17 protein-coding genes are annotated in these 19,482 nt (G+C 38.2%); 9 read left to right on the forward strand and 8 right to left on the reverse strand.

Annotation, left to right across the window (positions count from 1 at the left end):
• Positions 1-65: 65 nt before the first annotated feature.
• The 3 genes from recO (at position 66) to K2F26_RS23135 (ending at position 4,139) form a co-directional block, all read left to right on the forward strand.
• Positions 66-1,004 (forward strand): DNA repair protein RecO, encoded by a 939-nt coding sequence (recO, locus tag K2F26_RS23125; protein WP_220609656.1) that lies wholly within the window; start codon positions 66-68, stop codon positions 1,002-1,004.
• Positions 988-2,649 (forward strand): MFS transporter, encoded by a 1,662-nt coding sequence (locus tag K2F26_RS23130; protein ID WP_220609657.1) that lies wholly within the window; start codon positions 988-990, stop codon positions 2,647-2,649. Before recO ends, K2F26_RS23130 begins: the two co-directional genes overlap by 17 nt.
• 341 nt (positions 2,650-2,990) lie before the next feature.
• The gene (locus K2F26_RS23135) at positions 2,991-4,139 is read left to right on the forward strand and encodes a glycosyltransferase family 4 protein (RefSeq protein WP_220609658.1); all 1,149 of its coding nucleotides are present in this window, start codon (positions 2,991-2,993) and stop codon (positions 4,137-4,139) included.
• 193 nt (positions 4,140-4,332) lie between these two features.
• Here K2F26_RS23135 and K2F26_RS23140 read toward each other — a convergent pair whose 3' ends face one another.
• From K2F26_RS23140 to K2F26_RS23170, 7 genes are all read right to left on the reverse strand, one after another.
• Positions 4,333-5,013, reverse strand: a complete 681-nt coding sequence (locus K2F26_RS23140; RefSeq protein WP_220609659.1) for a Uma2 family endonuclease — start codon at positions 5,011-5,013, stop codon at positions 4,333-4,335.
• A gap of 153 nt (positions 5,014-5,166) precedes the next feature.
• Complete coding sequence (locus K2F26_RS23145; protein WP_220609660.1) at positions 5,167-6,414, reverse strand: RuBisCO small subunit-like domain-containing protein; 1,248 nt, start codon at positions 6,412-6,414, stop codon at positions 5,167-5,169.
• A gap of 105 nt (positions 6,415-6,519) precedes the next feature.
• The gene (map, locus tag K2F26_RS23150; protein ID WP_220612002.1) at positions 6,520-7,350 is read right to left on the reverse strand and encodes a type I methionyl aminopeptidase; all 831 of its coding nucleotides are present in this window, start codon (positions 7,348-7,350) and stop codon (positions 6,520-6,522) included.
• Between the two features lie 512 nt (positions 7,351-7,862).
• Positions 7,863-8,363, reverse strand: a complete 501-nt coding sequence (locus tag K2F26_RS23155) for a cupredoxin domain-containing protein (protein ID WP_220609661.1) — start codon at positions 8,361-8,363, stop codon at positions 7,863-7,865.
• 226 nt (positions 8,364-8,589) lie between these two features.
• Positions 8,590-11,400: a M16 family metallopeptidase gene (locus tag K2F26_RS23160; RefSeq protein ID WP_220609662.1), complete on the reverse strand. Its 2,811-nt coding sequence runs from the start codon at positions 11,398-11,400 to the stop codon at positions 8,590-8,592.
• Between the two features lie 204 nt (positions 11,401-11,604).
• Positions 11,605-12,024: a VOC family protein gene (locus tag K2F26_RS23165; RefSeq protein ID WP_220609663.1), complete on the reverse strand. Its 420-nt coding sequence runs from the start codon at positions 12,022-12,024 to the stop codon at positions 11,605-11,607.
• Positions 12,025-12,200: 176 nt separating this feature from the next.
• Positions 12,201-12,713 carry a TIGR02652 family protein gene (locus K2F26_RS23170; protein WP_194053810.1) on the reverse strand — a complete coding sequence of 171 codons (513 nt, stop codon included), beginning with the start codon at positions 12,711-12,713 and terminating at the stop codon, positions 12,201-12,203.
• A gap of 214 nt (positions 12,714-12,927) precedes the next feature.
• Here K2F26_RS23170 and K2F26_RS23175 point away from each other — a divergent pair, with 214 nt between their 5' ends.
• From K2F26_RS23175 to K2F26_RS23185, 3 genes are all read left to right on the forward strand, one after another.
• Positions 12,928-13,449: a gamma carbonic anhydrase family protein gene (locus K2F26_RS23175; protein ID WP_220609664.1), complete on the forward strand. Its 522-nt coding sequence runs from the start codon at positions 12,928-12,930 to the stop codon at positions 13,447-13,449.
• Between the two features lie 204 nt (positions 13,450-13,653).
• Entirely contained in the window at positions 13,654-13,779 is a 126-nt protein-coding gene (locus K2F26_RS23180) for a photosystem II protein Y (RefSeq protein WP_096572282.1), read from the forward strand.
• Between the two features lie 97 nt (positions 13,780-13,876).
• The gene (locus K2F26_RS23185; RefSeq protein WP_220609665.1) at positions 13,877-15,235 is read left to right on the forward strand and encodes a bifunctional folylpolyglutamate synthase/dihydrofolate synthase; all 1,359 of its coding nucleotides are present in this window, start codon (positions 13,877-13,879) and stop codon (positions 15,233-15,235) included.
• A gap of 21 nt (positions 15,236-15,256) precedes the next feature.
• Here K2F26_RS23185 and K2F26_RS23190 read toward each other — a convergent pair whose 3' ends face one another.
• The gene (locus K2F26_RS23190) at positions 15,257-16,555 is read right to left on the reverse strand and encodes an ABC transporter substrate-binding protein (protein ID WP_220609666.1); all 1,299 of its coding nucleotides are present in this window, start codon (positions 16,553-16,555) and stop codon (positions 15,257-15,259) included.
• 241 nt (positions 16,556-16,796) lie between these two features.
• Here K2F26_RS23190 and pilM point away from each other — a divergent pair, with 241 nt between their 5' ends.
• The 3 genes from pilM to K2F26_RS23205 are packed head-to-tail and all read left to right on the forward strand — an operon-like array spanning position 16,797 to position 19,457.
• Positions 16,797-17,903 carry a type IV pilus assembly protein PilM gene (gene pilM, locus K2F26_RS23195; protein WP_220612003.1) on the forward strand — a complete coding sequence of 369 codons (1,107 nt, stop codon included), beginning with the start codon at positions 16,797-16,799 and terminating at the stop codon, positions 17,901-17,903.
• Positions 17,904-17,907: 4 nt separating this feature from the next.
• Positions 17,908-18,687, forward strand: a complete 780-nt coding sequence (locus K2F26_RS23200) for a PilN domain-containing protein (protein WP_220609667.1) — start codon at positions 17,908-17,910, stop codon at positions 18,685-18,687.
• Entirely contained in the window at positions 18,684-19,457 is a 774-nt protein-coding gene (locus tag K2F26_RS23205) for a pilus assembly protein PilO (protein WP_220609668.1), read from the forward strand. The genes K2F26_RS23200 and K2F26_RS23205 overlap by 4 nt, the downstream gene beginning before the upstream one ends.
• The last annotated feature ends 25 nt before the right edge of the window (positions 19,458-19,482 follow it).

Raw genomic sequence — 19,482 nt, forward strand, 5'->3', positions numbered from 1 at the left:
TGAGGTGGTGATGGGTAGGTTAATAACCCAATTACCAATTACCAATTACCAATTACCAATTACCAATGACTAAAACATATCAAGCAACTGGTATTAATCTGAAAACCCAGGCATTAGGAGAGTCAGATAAAATAGTGACAATTTTAACCAAGGAATTTGGTTTGATTCGGGCGATCGCTCCTGGTTCCCGAAAACATAATTCCAGTCTGGGTGGGAGAAGTGGAATGTTTGTAGTTAATCAACTGCTCATTTCCCAAGGGCAATCATCACAACCAGCTACATCAACCCTCAATAGAATTACTCAAGCCGAAACTATCAAAACTTATCCAGGTCTAACCAAAGACTTGGGAAAATTAGCTGCTAGTCAATATTTAGCGGAAATAGTTCTGTGTCAAGCTTTAAGCGAACATCCCCAAGAAGAACTTTATGAGGTACTTAACGAACATCTCCAGCGTTTAGAAGCTTTACCCAAAAGTCAAGGACTAGATGTAGTAGCACATTTGGCACAAGGAGTATTTCACCTCTTGGCTTTAGCAGGATTAACCCCACAAGTGCAATTTTGTTGTTTAACACAGCGTCCCCTAATTCCAGACCTGACCAACCCCAACTGGCAAGCAGGTTTTAGCATTGCTGCGGGGGGAACAGTTTGCTTACAAGCGTGGGAACAGTTAAGAAAACAAAGGGAATGGCAAAAACAGGAAGAAAAAAAACAGGAACAAGAAATTTCTCCATCGGCCAATAATGCCCCCAAACCTGGTTATCAAACAGTTTTCCATCACCAAGACCTACCAAAAATTTCCCGTCGTCTGGGTGCAAAAGAATTGGGTATGCTCCAATATTTGTCCGAACCAGGGATAATGCAAATAGATGCAGCCGCAGATGATGGCTGGTTATCTGTTGAGCAGATTTTGCGCCAATACACCCAGTATCACCTTGGTCGCCCTATTCGCTCTGCCACATTGATAGATTCTTATTTTGCCGCCAACCATGATGCAATCGTCTGATTTGGATCGAAAAATTCAGCCTTTATCACCTAGCCAAGCTAACAACAAGAATAGGGTATCAGAATCTTCAAGACCTAATCATTTAAGTTCTGTTTCACCCCTAAATTCTGGCAAAATTCATAGCCCAGAAATGTCTCTCAAAGAAGTTGCTGATGAGAAAAATTTGACATCAGAACTTAATGTGAATATACCTCAACCATCAGATATAGATTCACCAATTTCAGTAACAAGTAATGGTGAAAATGGTAAGGTTAATACTAAGATTAATACTACGGAAAAAAGTTTACAAGTAACATCACCCCTAGAAACAGAAACATTACCATTAAACGGTTCTGGTTCAGGTGGAAATTCAGCATCAAGTGATGTGGAAGAAAAGGGATTTTTTCCTGTATTAAAAAACCCGAATTTCCTAGCACTGTGGGGAGGACAAGTTTTTTGTCAACTGGCTGATAAAGTATATCTAGTATTGATGATTGCTTTGATTAACAGTGAGTTTCAACAAGGTGGTCAAAGTATCAGTGCTTGGGTGTCAGCGTTAATGATGATCTTTACCATTCCCGCAGTTTTGTTTGGTTCAGTAGCTGGTGTGTTTGTGGATCGCTGGTCAAAAAAAGCTGTATTGGTAGCATCAAATATTTGGCGCGGTATCCTTGTTTTAGTAATTCCTTTTTTACTGTGGTTAACCCATGATTGGCAACCAGTGGGAGTTTTGCCAGTGGGTTTTTTAATGATCTTACTGGTGACTTTTTTGGTTTCCACATTAACACAGTTTTTCGCACCAGCAGAACAAGCAGCTATTCCTTTAGTGGTGGAAGAACAACATTTACTTTCTGCTAATTCCCTGTACACAACAACGATGATGGCATCGGTAATTGTTGGTTTTGCTGTGGGCGAACCAGTGTTAGTTTTAGCTGATAGTATTTGGGCAAAATTTGGCGGTAGTGGGGGACTAGGTAAAGAAATTTTAGTTGGTGGTAGTTATGCGATCGCTGGCATGATTTTATTACTCCTGAAAACTCACGAAAAACCTCACCCCCCAGAAACAGAATTTCCTCACGTTTTTGAAGACCTGCGCGACGGTTTACGTTACCTCAAAGAAAATCACCGTGTCCGCAATGCTCTTTTGCAATTAACTATCCTATTTTCTGTGTTTGCAGCTTTAACCGTTCTCGCTGTTCGCATGGCAGAAATTATCCCTAATTTAAAAGCTTCCCAATTCGGTTTTTTACTTGCAGCGGGTGGTGTTGGTATTGCAGGAGGCGCGACAATTCTCGGCCAATTTGGTCAACGTTTTTCCTATCGACAACTTAGCCTCTGGGGTTGTCTGGGTATGGCTGTATCTTTAGTTGGTCTTTCACTCTTCACAACCCAGCTATGGCTAGTGCTGCTTTTCATAACTTTATTAGGTGTGTTTGGCGCTTTGGTCGGTATTCCCATGCAAACCGCTATCCAAACCGAAACACCCCCAGAAATGCGCGGTAAAGTGTTTGGACTGCAAAATAATGTGGTTAATATTGCCCTGACTCTACCTTTAGCCTTAGCAGGTGTAGCGGAAACTTTCATTGGCTTAAAAGCAGTCTTTTTGTCCTTGGCTGTGATCGTCTTTTTCGGAGGTATCTTCACCTGGTATAATTCCCGTACCTAGTTATCAGTTAGTCAATCATCAAAAAGTTAATAAAATCACTGGTTTTCGTGCTAAACTTAATCCAGCGAAAATTCAGGACATACTTGCTGAGGATTAATGAAACCTGATCCTAATTAATTGGTGATCAATTTGATTAATTCCCACCTTAAAAACACCACAAATAAAGCCATACAAATAAAGCCATAAATTTGCTATTTGACTTGGCTGATAGCTGGGATATTTAATAAATATATGGCATTAATGTATTGATGCACAAAAAGCAGCAAGTATCACGGGATAAAAACAGCTAAGTATAAAACCCCAATTATTTCAAACCGATTTTATCAACAGCTAATTAAAGAATGCGTATAGCCTGGATTGGAAAAAAATCACCCTTTTGCGGTAATGTCACCTACAGTCGGGAAATTACAAATGGATTATTAGATAGGGGACATGAAGTAAGTTTTCTTCACTTTGCTCAAGAAGACTCTGAACCAGATAACTGGCCAAATTTTAAAGAAGTTCCCCTACCTTTTATTTATAGATCCCAGGTTTACACCCTTCCCGCTTTTAATGCCACTAAGGTCTTAAAAGACGCATTGCGGGAAATAAAACCAGAAATAGTTCATGCTTCCTTAACTTTATCCACTCTGGACTTTGTTTTACCAGAAATTTGCAAAGAATTAAATTTACCCCTGATTGCTACTTTTCACACTCCCTTTGCTGGTAAAGGAGCAAAATTAATTTCTGGTACGCAACTTTTAGCTTATCAGCTATACGCACCTTTTTTAGATAATTATGATCGGGTAATTGTATTTTCCCAAATTCAAAGAGAATTATTAGCGAAAATGGGAGTCAGGGAAGAAAAAATTGCTGTTATTCCTAACGGTGTTGATACTGTTAAATATTCTCCTGGGGTTTCCCATATCAAACAAGAATTTAATGCTGAACGTTTGTTTGTTTATCAAGGCCGTCTTGCACCGGAAAAAAATGTAGAATCCTTATTACGAGCTTGGAAACAGTCAGATATGGCTGCTGGTAGCAAGCTTTTAATAGTGGGTGATGGTCCATTGAAATCATCTTTAGAACCATTTTATGGCTCAGAATATGGCATTATCTGGTTAGGTTTTGTCGCTAATGAAGAACGCCGTATAGAAATTTTACGGGGATCAGATGTATTTATTTTACCTTCTTTGGTAGAGGGTTTATCCCTGTCTTTATTAGAAGCAATGTCTTGTGGTTTAGCTTGTTTAGCTACTGATGTCGGTGCAGATGGGGAGGTATTGGAAAAAGGTGCTGGGGTAGTAATTAATTCCAAAACTGTGCGATCGCAACTCAAAACCCTTTTACCACTATTCCAAGATCATCCAGAGTTAACAACCATGTTGGGGCAAAAAGCAAGGAAGCGAGTTTTAGAACGCTATACCCTGAGTGATAATATCAGTTCCTTAGCAGAACTTTATAAACAAGTTTTAGCAAAGCGTCCTGTAACATCAGGTTGGGGAGTTTAAGTTATCAATTGATAATTGATAATTGACAATTGACAATTGACAATTGATAATTGACACTTGATAATTGTTTCATTCAGGGTTTAAAACCTCCCCCTTCAAGGGGAAAAAAGCAGAAAATTCTGCTTTTTCAATCCTCTGATTTTAAGGGAGAGGTAATTGTTAATTGTCTATTATTAATAAACTTTAAATAGTCTTAAATAGTCTCAGGATCAATATTTAATTCTCGCAACTTGGCCGCTAAACGCGCTGCTCTTTTAGCTTCTGCTTCCGCGCTTTCTTCAGGTGTAGGAACTAAAATTCCTGCGGGTGTAAAATACCGCAATAAACCCTCATGAATACCCAAATATAAACCTAACTGTTGACTCCACAAATGTCCTTTCTCATTTGCTATTAAAGGTTGATATTCTCCATCTACTAAATGAAAACCTGTAAATTCTAAGGTATAAGGATCAAACCAAAAATAATCCGGTGTGCGGAATGTATTTTGATAAAGTTCTTTTTTAAATTCTCTATCTGTATTAGCTGTAGTTGGTGAAAGAATTTCTAAAATGAAATTGGGATATTTACCATCTTCATCCCACACTACCCAACTTTTACGAGTTTTACGTTCAGTTCCCAATACCACAAAGAAATCTGGACCCCGGAAATATTCTGATTTTGTGGGAGGATATTTATAATAAATACTAAGGTTTCCAGTAGCATAAAAATCATTTCTTACTCTCCATAACCATTGGAGAGAACTAATCAATAAAATTATTTGTCTTAGATGTAATTCAGATTCTAAAGAAGGTTCATCACTATATAAATCACCAGGGGGAAAAATTACATCTTGGGAGATGTTTTCTTGTACTTCTAATTCTTGTGCAATGATCATAAATTTGATATAGCATCAAGTTGTAATTCTATAATTATAACATTTAACAATTAAATGCTAAAAAATATCCTGTAAATCCTTAAATCCTGGATATCCTGATTCTGACAATAAAAAAATTGTTGGGTTGTGCTGTCGCTTAACCCAACCTACTTTCTATCTCCCGTTTGGACGTTGAATAATTGTTTCCATCACCCGACGTTTTACTTTCGGATCAACACCTACCAACCGCACATATTCACCACTATATTCAGCTAAACAAGATTCTAAAGTTGAAATTGCATCAGATTCACCATCTATCTGTAAAGTACCACAACTTTGCCATGAACCTGTGCGAAAACGTCTTTCATCAATGTGTTCAACACCAATTTTATAACCTTGGGATAAAATTTGTCGGACTTGTTCCTGTGTTTCTAAACTTAAATGACTTTGATTTTTACTGCTATTATTTCCATTTCCATTAGTTACAGGTTGACTAATAGGTGTTTCTTTCACACCAACTTGAGATTTATAAAGTCTACCCCGATTTAGTCTATTATATTCATCAACCAAATGGGAAGTTTCCACCCATTTTTGTTCACCTACCATTAAATTACCAGATTCAATTAAATGGGATAAACTAAAATCAGGTTTCTTAAATTCTGGTGGTGGTTCTACACTATTAACCACTCGCATCGAGATTTTTTCATAACCTATCTGATGAATAAAATCACGAATTTGTTCATCATAAATGCGAGAACGCAACGCACTAAAAAAGTCAATAGACTGATGAGAGAAAGTATCTACTAACTGTTCAATTTCTCTTTGTGAAAGTCCATCTTCCCCAAAAATTCCCCCCACAATTCCTACCTTATCATCACGGTTGGGTTCCCAGTAAAACTTCTCCATTCTTCCATCTCTAATTAATGGTGCATAGAGGGTTGAAAAATCATTTCCTGTGACAATAATGGGAACACGACGAATAGGGTTAGCATCATAACTTCCTGGTAATTGTACATCAGTGGGATTATCTGCAATATTCATTAATGTTGCATTTACCAACTGAGTATTAACTGTGTATTGCGTTCCTTCGTCAAATCTTCCTGCACCAGCATCTAAATCATTAATCATCAAAACGCACATTTTACCGCGAACTTTAACTAATTCTGCGGTTTCTCGATAACGCAAACGAATTAACCGTGCTGGATCTCCTGCATCTGGACTTTCTAATTCTCCTCCAGAAATGAGGGTGACTTCTATGCCCATTTTTTCAAATGCTAATTCACATTGAAAAGATTTACCTTCACCTTTTTTCCCATGAATACCTAAAATTAAGGGAACTCGTACACCGGGAATATTTAAAAAGTTTTTGGTGATGTGAACAGCAATTTTATCCAGAAACCGAGAGGAGATGTAGTAACCCATAATTTTGTTATAAAAGTTATTATCAAAGTTTTGACTTTTGACTGAAAACCAAAATTAAAATCTACAAACTATTTGGGGGATTTTTCCCCCAGTAATTTTAACTTATTAAACCAATGATCTATCAGTTAAAATCTCATAACCATCTTCTGTCACTAACACAGTATGTTCAAACTGAGCAGATAAAGCATTATCAACTGTAACCGCAGTCCATCTATCAGCTAAAATTCTGGTATTTTTTGAACCTGCATTTAAAATCGGTTCAATGGCTAAAGTCATACCAGCACGTAATTTCACATTGGGAATCTCACGAGTTCTATAGTTAAAAACCGCAGGTTCTTCGTGTAAATTTCTACCAACTCCATGACCTGTAAATTGTTCCACTACACTAAATTTATTCGTTTTTACATGGTCTTCAATCGCACCAGCGATATCCGCAAGGTGAGCGCCGGCTTTAACTTGTTCAATTCCTTTATATAAAGCTTCTTCCGCTATTTTTATTAATCTAGCTGCTTCTGGGGTGACATTTCCTACAGCAATTGTTATACAAGAATCACCATGAAATCCCTGATAATAAGCACCTGTATCAACTTTTAATACATCACCGGAGCGAATAACCTTTTTCGGACTAGGAATACCATGTACAACTTCATTATTTATACTAGAACAAATCGAAGCCGGAAAACCGTGATATCCTTTAAAACTGGGAGTTGCACCCATTTCCCGGATACGTTTTTCTGCGTGTGCATCTAAGTCAGCAGTTGTCATTCCTGGTTCTACTAACTCAGAAATTTCTTTGAGAACCGTGGCTACAATCTTAGCCGATTGTCGCATGATTTCGATTTCGCGGGGAGATTTAATTTCTATACCCCTGCGTTGTCTGGGTGCTGCGGGTTTGGTTTTAACTGGTTCAGAAATTAGGTGGCTGAGAATGTTCATCATGTAATTTAGTAATTTCCGCGATTTTACGGCTTAGATTTGAGGTTGTTGAGATTTATTGCAAAAAATATCTATCCTTACTTACGTTAACTTATTTTGCGTTATTTAGAAAATTGGTAACGGGTAATTGGTAATGGGTAATTTTGCGTCTATGTTTCATAAGTTTTTTCAATCTCAATTTTGCCAAATTTGTTCAACTTACTTTTTTTCGCAATAACTACCCTCTATTCTCAAGATTATTGCGAATATTATCAATAATTTTACGAGTTTTGGTTTTTTCAGCGATTGATATTTACTTACTCACTTTTTTCTGGTACTATATAGTAAAATACAGGGTATTAATAGATAATTCTATAATTATTACAAAATAGTTCTTCCTCATCAAAATCTATTATATCAGGTTCTATCGTCGTTGTCAACAGTCTAACCCCTCTATTTGGCAAATTTTTCTGGTAAAAATTCACAACCAAAAATCCTGTACATCCTTAAATCCTGATTTTGACAAAGATAGATTAGGATTGAATTACTATTTCTCCTTTCATACCTGCTTCAGAATGTCCGGGGATGGTACAACGTAAATTATATTTTCCTGTTTTGAGAGGAACAAACACCCATTCTGCTTCTGCACCGGGTTTGAGTTCTAATTCGTGAATCATTCCTTTAATTTCCACATTTCCCGCTTCTACCTTTTGGGTCCAAATAGCATCAGCGAAATCTTTACTGGTAAAATAATGCTTTACAGGACTGGGATTAGTTAAAACTAGCTTGTACCGTTTCCCTGATTGAAATTCTAAAAAATTAGGTTCAAATTTCAATTCACCCGCAGCAGTTCCCAAAATGACGGTAATTTCTGTTGGTGGTTGTTTGATTATATCACCAGAGGAATTGTTTAAGTTTTCTGCGATCGCACAAGTTCCATCTATGAAACCAAGACAAACCAGAAATATCAGCAGAAACAGACATTTATGACATTTATATAGATATTGGGAAATGTTGATTAGATGACTGTACATTTTTATCGGGAGCATCCCAAATGTGTAAGTTTATTTTTATCAGAAAATTATCCCAGGGATTGATATGATTGAACCGCAAAGGACGCAAAGGACACAAAGGGAAGAGAGTTTCAGAGAGTTTTTGGAGTGGCTATGTTGCTTTTGTTCATTGGGATGTTCCATTTTTATCTGAGTCCTCAAACCATTATCTATGATCTGAGTCTATTTTTGATCACCTTTTCCCCAATCACCTAGATTCTGCCATGATAGCAGGTCCAGCGGTAACTACTACCAATTTATCAGGATCGAGTTGCTGACGTGCAAGTTGATTAACTTCGTTTTTCGTGACTTTCTCGATTTTTTCAGCAAAACCTTGCAATTCTAGTTCATAAACTCCAAAAACTTCGTTCATTAAAATTCTAGCTGTTAATTCCTCTGGTTTAGACAAAGAAATATTATAGTTACTAATTAAAGTGCGTTTTGCGGTTTCTACTTCCTCTGGGGTGACACCTTGTTGATGTATTTGTTGTAAGATTTTGCGGGTAGTTGCGATCGCCTTATTTGCATCTTCAGGACTGGTTTGCATTTCAATTAAAAATGTGCCAGCATTCTTTCCACCTTGGAAGTTGCTATAAATTCCATAAGTCAAACCTAAGCGATCGCGCACTTCTGAACCAAGTCTACCAGATACGCTGTCTCCTGCCAAAATTTCATTCAAAACCAAAGCTGAATAAAATCTCGGATCTTGACGTTTGACACCCAGATCACCCATATAGGTGATAGTTTGCGACTTTCCGGGTAACACCGAATTAATCTGTAAACCACGTTCCGTTTTTACCACCTGGGGATATTCTACCATCGCTGGTTTTCCCTGAACTCGCCAATTACCAAATTGAGTTTCTAAGAGCGATCGCACTTTTTCAATTTCAAAATCACCCACCAATACTAAAATCATCGTATCTGGGCGATAATGTTTTTGTCGAAACGCAATCACATCTTTCCGGGAAATTTTCTGTATACTTCCTAAAGTTGGAAAAATGTGTAATGGATGATTTTGCGGATATAACGCTTGCATAAATTTCCGGTTTGCTACTTCATCAGCATCATCCAGTTCTAACTTTAAGTCATTTACAGCTTGTTGACGACTAATTTCTAACTCTTTCTCAGGAAAAGTGCTATTTTTAACGACATCAGCTAAAGTTTCCAGCAAAACTGGTAAGTCTTCCTGTAAACTTTTACCCTGAATCCGCACACCTTCCCGCAATGCGGTAAAATCTAAACTCGCTCCCCTACGATCTAAAGTATCTGCAATAGTTAATGTATCTTTGGTTTTCGTCCCATTTAACAAATTATCCGCTACCAAAGACGCTAAACCAGCTTGATCAGCTTTGTCAAATTCCTTCCCTGCTTTAATATATCCACCTAACGTCACCGTCGGACTACTCTTGTCTGGTAATAACAACACCCGCAACCCATTGACAAAAGTTAAGCGTTGTGGTATTTGTGGAGTTGAATAATTAAAATCATCAATCTTGTCATCTGTAGCTGGTAAATACTTCATCACCTCAGATGCAGTCATTTTCACACCAGCAGTTAAATTTTCTGCGGTGGAAAATTCAGAAGTTTGATAATTTTCATCTTGGGCATTTTGCACAGGTGCAAAAAAACCAACCGCTGCTGCTTCTGGTTTGAGATACTTATTAATTACAGCTATCACATCCGCTGGTTTGACTTTGCGGACATTTTCTAAATATCGTTCTGTATATCTATCATCATTAGCAACTAGCTGATCATTAGCCAGTTGCATTCCTTGACTGGTAATATCACGCCTGTTTAAAATTACATTAGCTATGAGTTGATTTTTAGAGCGTTCAACTTCCTTTAATGTAACACCAGTTTTGACAAGTTTCGTTATTGCGTTCTTAGCAACTACATCTATTCTCTGTAAATCTTGATTAGGTGCAGCAGTAACAGATAAATCATACCAGCCAATTGCTCGCAAACTGGCAACATGAGCAGAAACATTAGTTGCTAAACCAGATTTTACCAAAGCCTGATACAAATAGGAATTTTTTCCCCCTGTCAAAATATAATCCGTCACTCCCAAAACTGGAATATCGGGATGATTTAAACTGGGAAGTGGATAAATTAACTGTAAAAACTTTCCCGCACCAGGTTCTTGTAAAACTATAGGTGAAGTTGGTATTTGGGTGGTTGGGGAGTTGGGAACTTTGGGAAGTTGTTGACTTTTGGGAATTTTTCCAAATACTTCCTTGACTGTTTCCAAAACCGTCGCAGTTGGGAAATCACCCACAATCACCAAGATAGCATTATTTGGATGATAGTATTTATTATAATAATCCCTAACCTGCTCAACTGTCAACTTTTCCACATCAGCCACAGTACCCGCAGGAGGTAAACCATAACCATGTTCAGGAAACACCGACTGCATCACAGCACGCTTGAGGCGGTACTTTGGACTATTTCCATAACCTTGTAACTCAGAAATAACAACCCGCTTTTCACTTTCCAGGTGTTGGTTATCAATGAGTAAATTTTGCATTCTGTCTGCTTCCAGTTCCAGCAGTGCTTTGAGCTTATCTCGTTCCGCAGTATGGTAATATGCGGTTTGCTCAAAACTGGTAAAAGCATTAGAGTCACTACCCAAAGCACCAAACAACTGTGCAAACTGCACCGGACGGTTTTTTGTGCCTTTAAACATTATATGTTCTAACTGGTGAGCAATACCATTAATGCCTGGAGTTTCCTGAGCCGAACCAATATTATACCACATTTGCACCGTTATAACTGGTGCATTATGAACTTCTTTAGTTAAGACAGTTAAACCATTATCCAGAACAGTCTTTTGAACATTGTTTGTCACTGTAAGATTATTTTTGTTTGCGTCTACGGATATTTGCTGATCATGTTCCCAGTTGAGTTGAAGAAAATTGAGATGTCCAGAAAATAAGTATCTTAGGAAAAAGGCTGATATCAACGATAAAAGGAATAATAGTAGAGGTACACGATAACGATGGAAGCTAGAAATTACAAACATAAATTTCTTGAATATAAGTAAATAAGACTACATCTTTTTACCTATACATCTGTAGTTTTACTTTTCTGGAAAATTTTGGGAAGGAGTCAGGAGTCAGGAGTCAGGAGTTCAGGAGTTACAGGAGTTCAGGAGTTACAGGAGTTCAGGAGTCAGGATAATAAGAATAAATTTCTTGCCTATTCCCTATTCCCTATTCCCTATTCCCTACACTAAAAAACGAATAAACTCCAAGGGTAAACCGTCAGCGTCTGCGATGAAAGTGACTTCTAAAATGCGATCGCCTATTTGCTGCTGAGTTGGTTCTAAAAGAACTTGGAGAGGTGACAACTCAGATACACCAGAGATTTTCGCTTTTAAGTCTGACAACCAAATATATAAATCTGGTACGGTTTGGGTTAAATCAAAAGAAAGATGATAATAACCCACATAATGCTCATCTGCAAAAGCATCAGGTGCGGGTTTCGGCTGAGGGATCTGGATTAGTTCGATGCGGCTATCTAATCCTTCCATCCAGCAAGCTAAAGTATAACCGGTAGTAAAGCGATCGACAACCGTAAATCCTAACTTTTCATAAAATGCGATCGCCCGGTGAATATTCGCAGTTCTAATAGAAGCATGGTGCATAGAATTTTAGATTTTAGATTTTAGATTTTAGATTTTATATAAAAATAAATAAATCTGCTGGTAACAGCTTAGTAGCAAAGCAAAGGGCAAAAGGCAAAAGGCAAGAGATAATAAGAAGATAAATATGCTTACCAATTACCAATTACCAATTACCAATTACCAATTACCACTAATATCTACTCAAACAACCGGAAATAAGGATAGCGCACAGGTACACCAGGTTCTTTATCCAGATCAAAATTAATCACATCCCAAGATGGATCTTCAGCGGGATCAGGTCCAAACTCCACTGGTAAACCATATAAACGAGCAGCACCAGCTTCCGGTTGTCCAGAACGCCAAGGACTACTGCGTTCTAAATAACCGCTCATTAACTCTTGATAGCGACGGGCAATAATTACCCTTGTAGCCCGATAACCTTGAGTATACAACTTATCCAGAGCTTCGTGAATTTCAAAGCGAATGCCATCAGGATGAGTATGTTGACGATACCATTCATTATTCCACCTCCGCCAATGACGACCCGACTGGAGATGTACCAACTCTTCCGTTTTCGGGTTCGCTTCAAAAGCGCCATGTCGCGTACATAAATAAGTATCAGTCAACGTAAGCGCCGGAATAGTCTGGCGACAGTGTGGACACTGTATTTCAGGTCCAAATATTGGGTACTGTAAGCCTGGATTCATCATGAAGTGTGTACAAGCATAGTTTTCTTTTTACCAGCACCAATAGGTTGGATTTAACACTTCGGCTCTACTACTTTGAGTGAGTTGCCGCAAAAGCAAATCTCAGCAGTTTTTTCCTTAGCGTACAGACCAAACGGCTGTGGTATCCTGGTTGTGCAACCAGCCTCAAAGGTTGGAGTTTTTCCAGTGTTCCTGGGTACCATATCAATATTCTATCGTGTCTACTGTTTCCTATTGGACATCTCCCGATTTTTCTCAAGCTGCCTTTATCGCAACCAACGCCGTTGTTGTCGGATCAGTCAAGATCGCAGCAGGGGCAAGCATCTGGTATAGTGCAGTAGTGAGGGGGGATGTAGAACGCATTGAAATCGGCGAATGCACAAACATACAGGATGGAGCCATTTTACATGGTGATCCTGGTCTGCCCACCATCTTAGAAGATCATGTTACTATAGGACATCGTGCCGTGGTACATTCTGCTCATATTGAACGGGGGAGTTTAATAGGCATCGGCGCAATAATTTTAAATGGAGTCCGAATAGGTCATAGTAGCATCATTGGCGCAGGTGCAGTTGTTACCAAAGACATACCCCCATTTTCCCTAGTAGTTGGCATCCCCGCCAAAGTTGTCCGTCAACTCGCAGAAACCGAAGCCACCGAACTTATTGAACACGCTCAAAAATACCACAAATTAGCCCTCGTCCACGCCGGCAAGGGGACAGATATTGGTTTTAGGTAATGGGTAATGGGTAATGGGTAATGGGTAATGGGTGATGGGTAATGGGTAATTAGTTATTTTTCCCAATCACCAATCACCAATCACCAATCACCAACTTCATTATTCTTTACACTACCCCTTGGAAAAATACCCGACTTCAGATAAAAATAAAAATTGATATCTGTTGACAAAACTTTAATTTCTAGATAACAGAGGTTTCTAAATATGGACATTGATACCCGTGTAGTCATCGTTTTAGCACCATTAGCCATTGCAGCAGGTTGGGCTGCTTTTAATATCGGTGCTGCTGCAATCAGACAAGTGCAAAACTTTTTAAATAAAGAAGCATAATTTAGGTAATGGGTAATGGGTAATAGGTAATGGGTAATATTTTTATCCAATTACCAATCACCAATTACCAATTACCAATCACCAATTACCAATACCCATGAACATCGACTCCTTACTGCAACCCTTTCAACACTTTGGCGTTAACCTGGAACTCTCCCGCATTGTCAAATTATTGGCAAATCTTGACAATCCCCATCAAAAAGTACCAGTGATTCATGTTGCTGGAACTAATGGTAAAGGTTCTGTATGCGCTTACCTATCATCTGTTCTCACTGAAGCTGGTTATCGTACAGGAAGATATACATCACCTCATTTAATAGATTGGCATGAGCGCATTTGTGTGAATGAACAGCCGATAAATTCAGAAAACCTGTCTCAATTAATACATAAAGTTAAAGCAGCAATAGACGAAAACGAAGAATCACCGACCCAATTTGAAGTAATTACCGCATCTGCTTGGTTATATTTTGCACAGCAAAAAGTTGATATAGCCGTGGTTGAGGTGGGTTTAGGTGGTCGTTTAGATGCGACTAATGTTTGCGAAAAGCCTTTAGTAACAGTAATAACTTCTATTAGTAGAGAACATTGGCAACAATTAGGACCCACAATCAGCGATATTGCCAAAGAGAAAGCGGGTATAATTAAAGCTGGATGTCCTGTAATTATGGGACCATTACCAGAAGATGCCGAAAAAGTAATAATATTCAAAAGTTTAGAATTACAAAGTCCGCTTTTTACCCCCCAACCTGCGAAAGAAATTAGTCCTGAATGGGCGGAATATCAAACAATTAAAAATGAAAAATTAGAAATTAAAAATGATATTCAAAATTCACCAAAAATTAATTCAGAAACAATAAAATATCCATTACCATTAAAAGGGCAAATTCAATTAACAAATTCTGCCTTAGCATTAGCCACTTTAGAAATCTTACAACAACAAGGATGGGAGATTTCTGAACAAGCGATTATTAAAGGAATAGAAAAAACCAAATGGCCGGGAAGAATGCAATGGTTTAACTGGAAGAATAAACAAAATAATCACGATTATCAATTATTAATAGATGGCGCACATAACCCAGCATCAGCAGCAGTTTTGAGAAATTATATAGATAGTCTTACCCCTCCCCGAAAGCAGGGAGGGGAGTATAATTCTATAACTTGGGTAATGGGAATGTTAGCCACTAAAGATCACGGTGATATTTTTCAAGAACTGTTAAAAACAGGAGATAAATTATATTTAGTACCTGTGCCTGATAGTAATTATGCAAATTTGGCAGATTTAAAAAAATTGGCTTTTGAAATTTGTCCAGATTTAGGTTTTTGCAGCATCTATGAAGATGTATTTCCTGCTTTAGATGCTGCTTTCACTATTTCTGAAAATGCAGAAAATAAAGATAACCTAGTAGTTTTATGCGGTTCTCTTTATCTCATCGGCTATTTTCTAGGTAATTCATAATTGTCAATTGTCAATTGTCAATTACCTGTTATCCCATTGTTGTGCTGCATCATTTACAGCTTGATCTACTGTTTTTTGTTTTAACATTGCCGCTTGCAGATTTTCATAAATTGCCCTTTGCAACAATTTAAAATCCTTCATTTTGGGAGTTAAAACTTCTGCTTTTTGCATTTGTTCAGCACTGATAATTCTGCCTTTTTCCACAGTAGAAGCATTAGCAGGAACTTCTTTAAAATAACTATCTGATAAAGCTTTCACTGTTGATGGTAAAACATTTGCAGCTTTAGCAAAAGCTAATTGATTTTCGTCATTGGTGACAAATAAAGCAAACTTAACAGCAGCATCAGGATTTTTAGTAGCACGGGGGATGACAATATTCATTACAGCCACATTTTTCTTACCCGTATCACCGGTTATTTGGGGTGCGATCGCTGAAACTTTAGCAATTTCTGGGGCATTATTAGAAATAGTCTTCAAAAACTCAGGACCAGAAGCCAAAAACGCTGTTTCTCCAGATTGGTATAAATCAATAGCATGACGATGGCCTTGAGTCAAGGATTCTTTAGGTAGTAATCCTTTCTGATATAAATCTACCCAATACTGAAAAGCTGCTTTTCCTTGTGGAGTGTTAAAAGCCGCCTTACCCTCAGCATTTACCAAAGTAACACCCATTTGCACAAAAGATTCCAGAACCTCACCAGAATCTTGAGGTACAAAAGTAGCAAAAAAGGCGTATTTACCAGTTTTATCTTTAATTTGTTGCGCCGCTTGTGCTAATTCTGTATAAGTTGCAGGTGGTTTTGTGATACCTGCTTGTTTGAGCAAATCAGTGTTATAAATAGTTAGCCTCGTAGTAAGATACCAGGGAATCCCAAAACTCTTACCATTGAGGGTACTAGCTTGCCAAATATTGGGCAAATAGGAAGAACGGACTTCACTAGGGACCTTTGCATCCAAATCTAACCAGGCATTTCTTCCTGCTAGTTGGGAAGCAAAATCTGGGTTAAGGTTAACAACATCTGGGGGCGTTTTTGCGGAGACAGATGTTAAAATCTTATTCTCCATAGCTGCCCAAGGCACATCCACCCATTTGACTTTGATACTGGGGTTTTGAGATTCAAAAGTCGAAATCAGACTTTGGAAGTAGTTGGTAAATAGGGGTTGGAGTTGCATAGTCCAAAACTCAATGGTGGTGACTCCTGAAGCAGTAGGTTGTGTATTTGTACTCACATTACCCGTGCTGCAACTGACCACCCAACTGGCCAATAAGCCAAACAAAACCCAAACAGTTAGTTTTTGTAATTTTTGCAATCTGATCATCGTGGTAATATTTTTACGATTAACGGGGGTGATTGGTGATTGGGGATTGGGGATTGGGGAAGAAAATTTTAGATTTTAGATTTTAGATTGTAGATTGGAGTTGACAAAAACAATCCAAAATCCAAAATCCAAAATCCAAAATAAATAACTCCTGACTCCTGACTCCTTGAAATCCTGACTCCTTGAACTCCTTCTTATAAATTTTCCATCTAGCAATCTAGCAGGTAAAACTGTGGTTAGCATCTTGAGTAATCTTGGTAATCTCCTTGGTAAATCCAACAAAGGTGTTGGTATTGAACTAGCACCAAATCGAATGAACATAGTTCAACTGCGTAAGCAGCGCCAAGGTTTAAAAATAGAATCTTTGACAACATTCCCAGTGCCAGAGGGAATAATTATAGATGGTAAGATTAACGATTCTCCCCGGATGGCAGAAATTATCCAACAGGCAATAGCTGAAAGCAAGATTAAAGCTTCCCGTGTTGCCACTTGTATTCCCGGAAGAGATGCTATTGTCCGTGTGATTCCTGTACCAGCCGAGTTGGATGATAGAGAATTGCGGGACATGGTGCTAAACCATGAAGCCGCATTGTATTTACCCTATGCACGAGAAGAAGCTGATGTAGATTATCAAAAATTGGGGTATTTTGTAGATGAGGATGGCATTGAAAAAGTACAATTGCTTTTAGTTGCCACTCGTAAGGAAGTGACAGATACCTATATTAATACTTTTGCTGAAGCTGGATTAGCAGTTGATATTTTAGAAATCAACAGTTTTGCTCTGATTAGAACTATTCGTGATCAGTTGCGACTATTCGGACCACAAGAAGCAGCAGTTTTGGTTGATATTGAATTTGATAGTACGGAAATTGCCATCATTATCAATGGAGTGCCACAATTTTCTCGTACTGTGCCTATAGGTACATATCAACTGCAAGCAGCTTTATCTAAGGCCATGAATTTGCCCATCTCACGAGAGATGGATATGTTGATGGATATGACTATTCCAGCAAATACTTTGTATGCAGCTAGAACCGGGCTGACTGGTGCTAATCCTGGTATGGGTCCAATGTTGAAAGTATTAGAAGAATTGTCGGATGAACTGCGGCGTTCTATAGATTTTTATATCAATCAGAGTGAGGGTTTAGAAGTTGCACAGATTTTACTAGCTGGTATGGGAGGAGGATTGCAACAGTTGGATGAGTTTTTTACTCAAAGATTAGGTTTTCCTACTACTCAAATAGATCCGATCAGAGATTTGTCTTTGCAAGTAGAAGAAGATAAATATCCCCCAGTGCAACGCCCTGGTTTGGGGATAGTTCTTGGTTTAGGAATGCGGGAGGCATAACAAAATGTACAGTCTAGATATTAATTTTCTCAAAGATCGATCACCTGCTGAGTTGAATGAGAATAAACCTGTTAGACCAAAAGCTGATATCACCGAATATACACCAGCTTTATTGGGAGTCGGTGTGGGTTTGTCTATTCCAGCTTTGGTGTTTGGTGTTTTGTTGTTTTTACAAGCCCAAAATGCAGGATTAGGACAACAAATTGCCAAACTAGAGGAGGAAAACAAAAACCTAGATGTCAAATTAGCCGATATTAAGAAAATTAAGGATGAAACCACCGGCATTAAAGAGCAAACACAAGCTTTAGTCACAGTGTTTGATCAAATTCGTCCTTGGTCAGCAATGTTACAGGATTTGCGCGATCGCATTCCCGTAAATGTACAGGTGGAAACCATTAAACAAATGCCTCCTGTCATCCAGACCGCCAACACAGACAAAAAACCTACCAATGCCGGACAATTAGAAATTACTGGTTATGCCCGTTCTTTTGCTGATGTCAATGACTTTGTGTTGAGCATGGGCAAATCCAAGTTATTTAACCCCGCAGAAAGCAGAATTATTACAGCAGAATTAGTTGATGCACCTCCCATCACTGGTGCAGTTCCACCTGAGACCAAAACAGAAATGAAATTTAAACCTCCTCAAGTGGTTAAATATACTATTAAAGCTAGTTTAAGTGCTGTACCTGCATCACAATTAATCCGTGATTTAGAACAAAAAGGTACAGTTGGATTAGTAGCAAGAATCCGTAACTTGCAAGAAACAGGAGCTATTGCCAAATGACAGTCAGTGATGATTTAAATTTTTCTCAAAACACCAATTTTGATGAGGGTACATCTTCCTATCCTGTAGCCTTTGGTATAACTTTTACACCTAAAGTAATTGGTTTGGTGGTTGGTGGTTTAGGTGTTCTGGGTGCTGTTTATATGATACTAAACATTGTCATGCCAGAGTTTACTAAGTTCCAGGACTTGCAAACCAAAAGTAAGGATTTACAAGGAAAAATTGAGCAAACAAATCTCCAAGCTAAACAAGCAGATAAATTACTAGCAGAATTAGCTCAATCTCAGCAACAACAAAGCCAAGTTTTAGCTTTACTTGCTAATGAAAAGAGTTTGGAAACATTACTGATTGATACCAGTCGTTTGGTATCATACAGTAATGCTACAGCTATGGGCAGTAATGCCATTAGAGCCAAACTCAAAAAGTTTGCACCAGCAGGAGAAAAACCAGAAATAATTATTGATAACAGTTTGGGAGAAAAAGTTAACAACAAACTCAAACGCCAAGTTATCAAAGTAGAAATAGAAGGCAATTTTGAACAAACTCAGGCAATTATGCGTAATATTGAGCGATTGCAGCCTTTATTACTTGTGCAAAATTATGATTCAAAATTAATGCCACCAGAAAAAGAAGATACAGATGATAAGCAAAAAGGAGCGCGTACAGGAGTGGGCAAAATTTCTACTTCCTTTGACTTAGTAGCATTAATGCCATTAACTGCTGAAGAACAGGCAGAAGCAGCAGCAAAAGCTGCACCACCGCCGAAATAACCTGCAAAAATCCTGAGTGCTGATT

This window comes from Sphaerospermopsis torques-reginae ITEP-024, assembly GCF_019598945.1.
Lineage (GTDB): Bacteria > Cyanobacteriota > Cyanobacteriia > Cyanobacteriales > Nostocaceae > Sphaerospermopsis.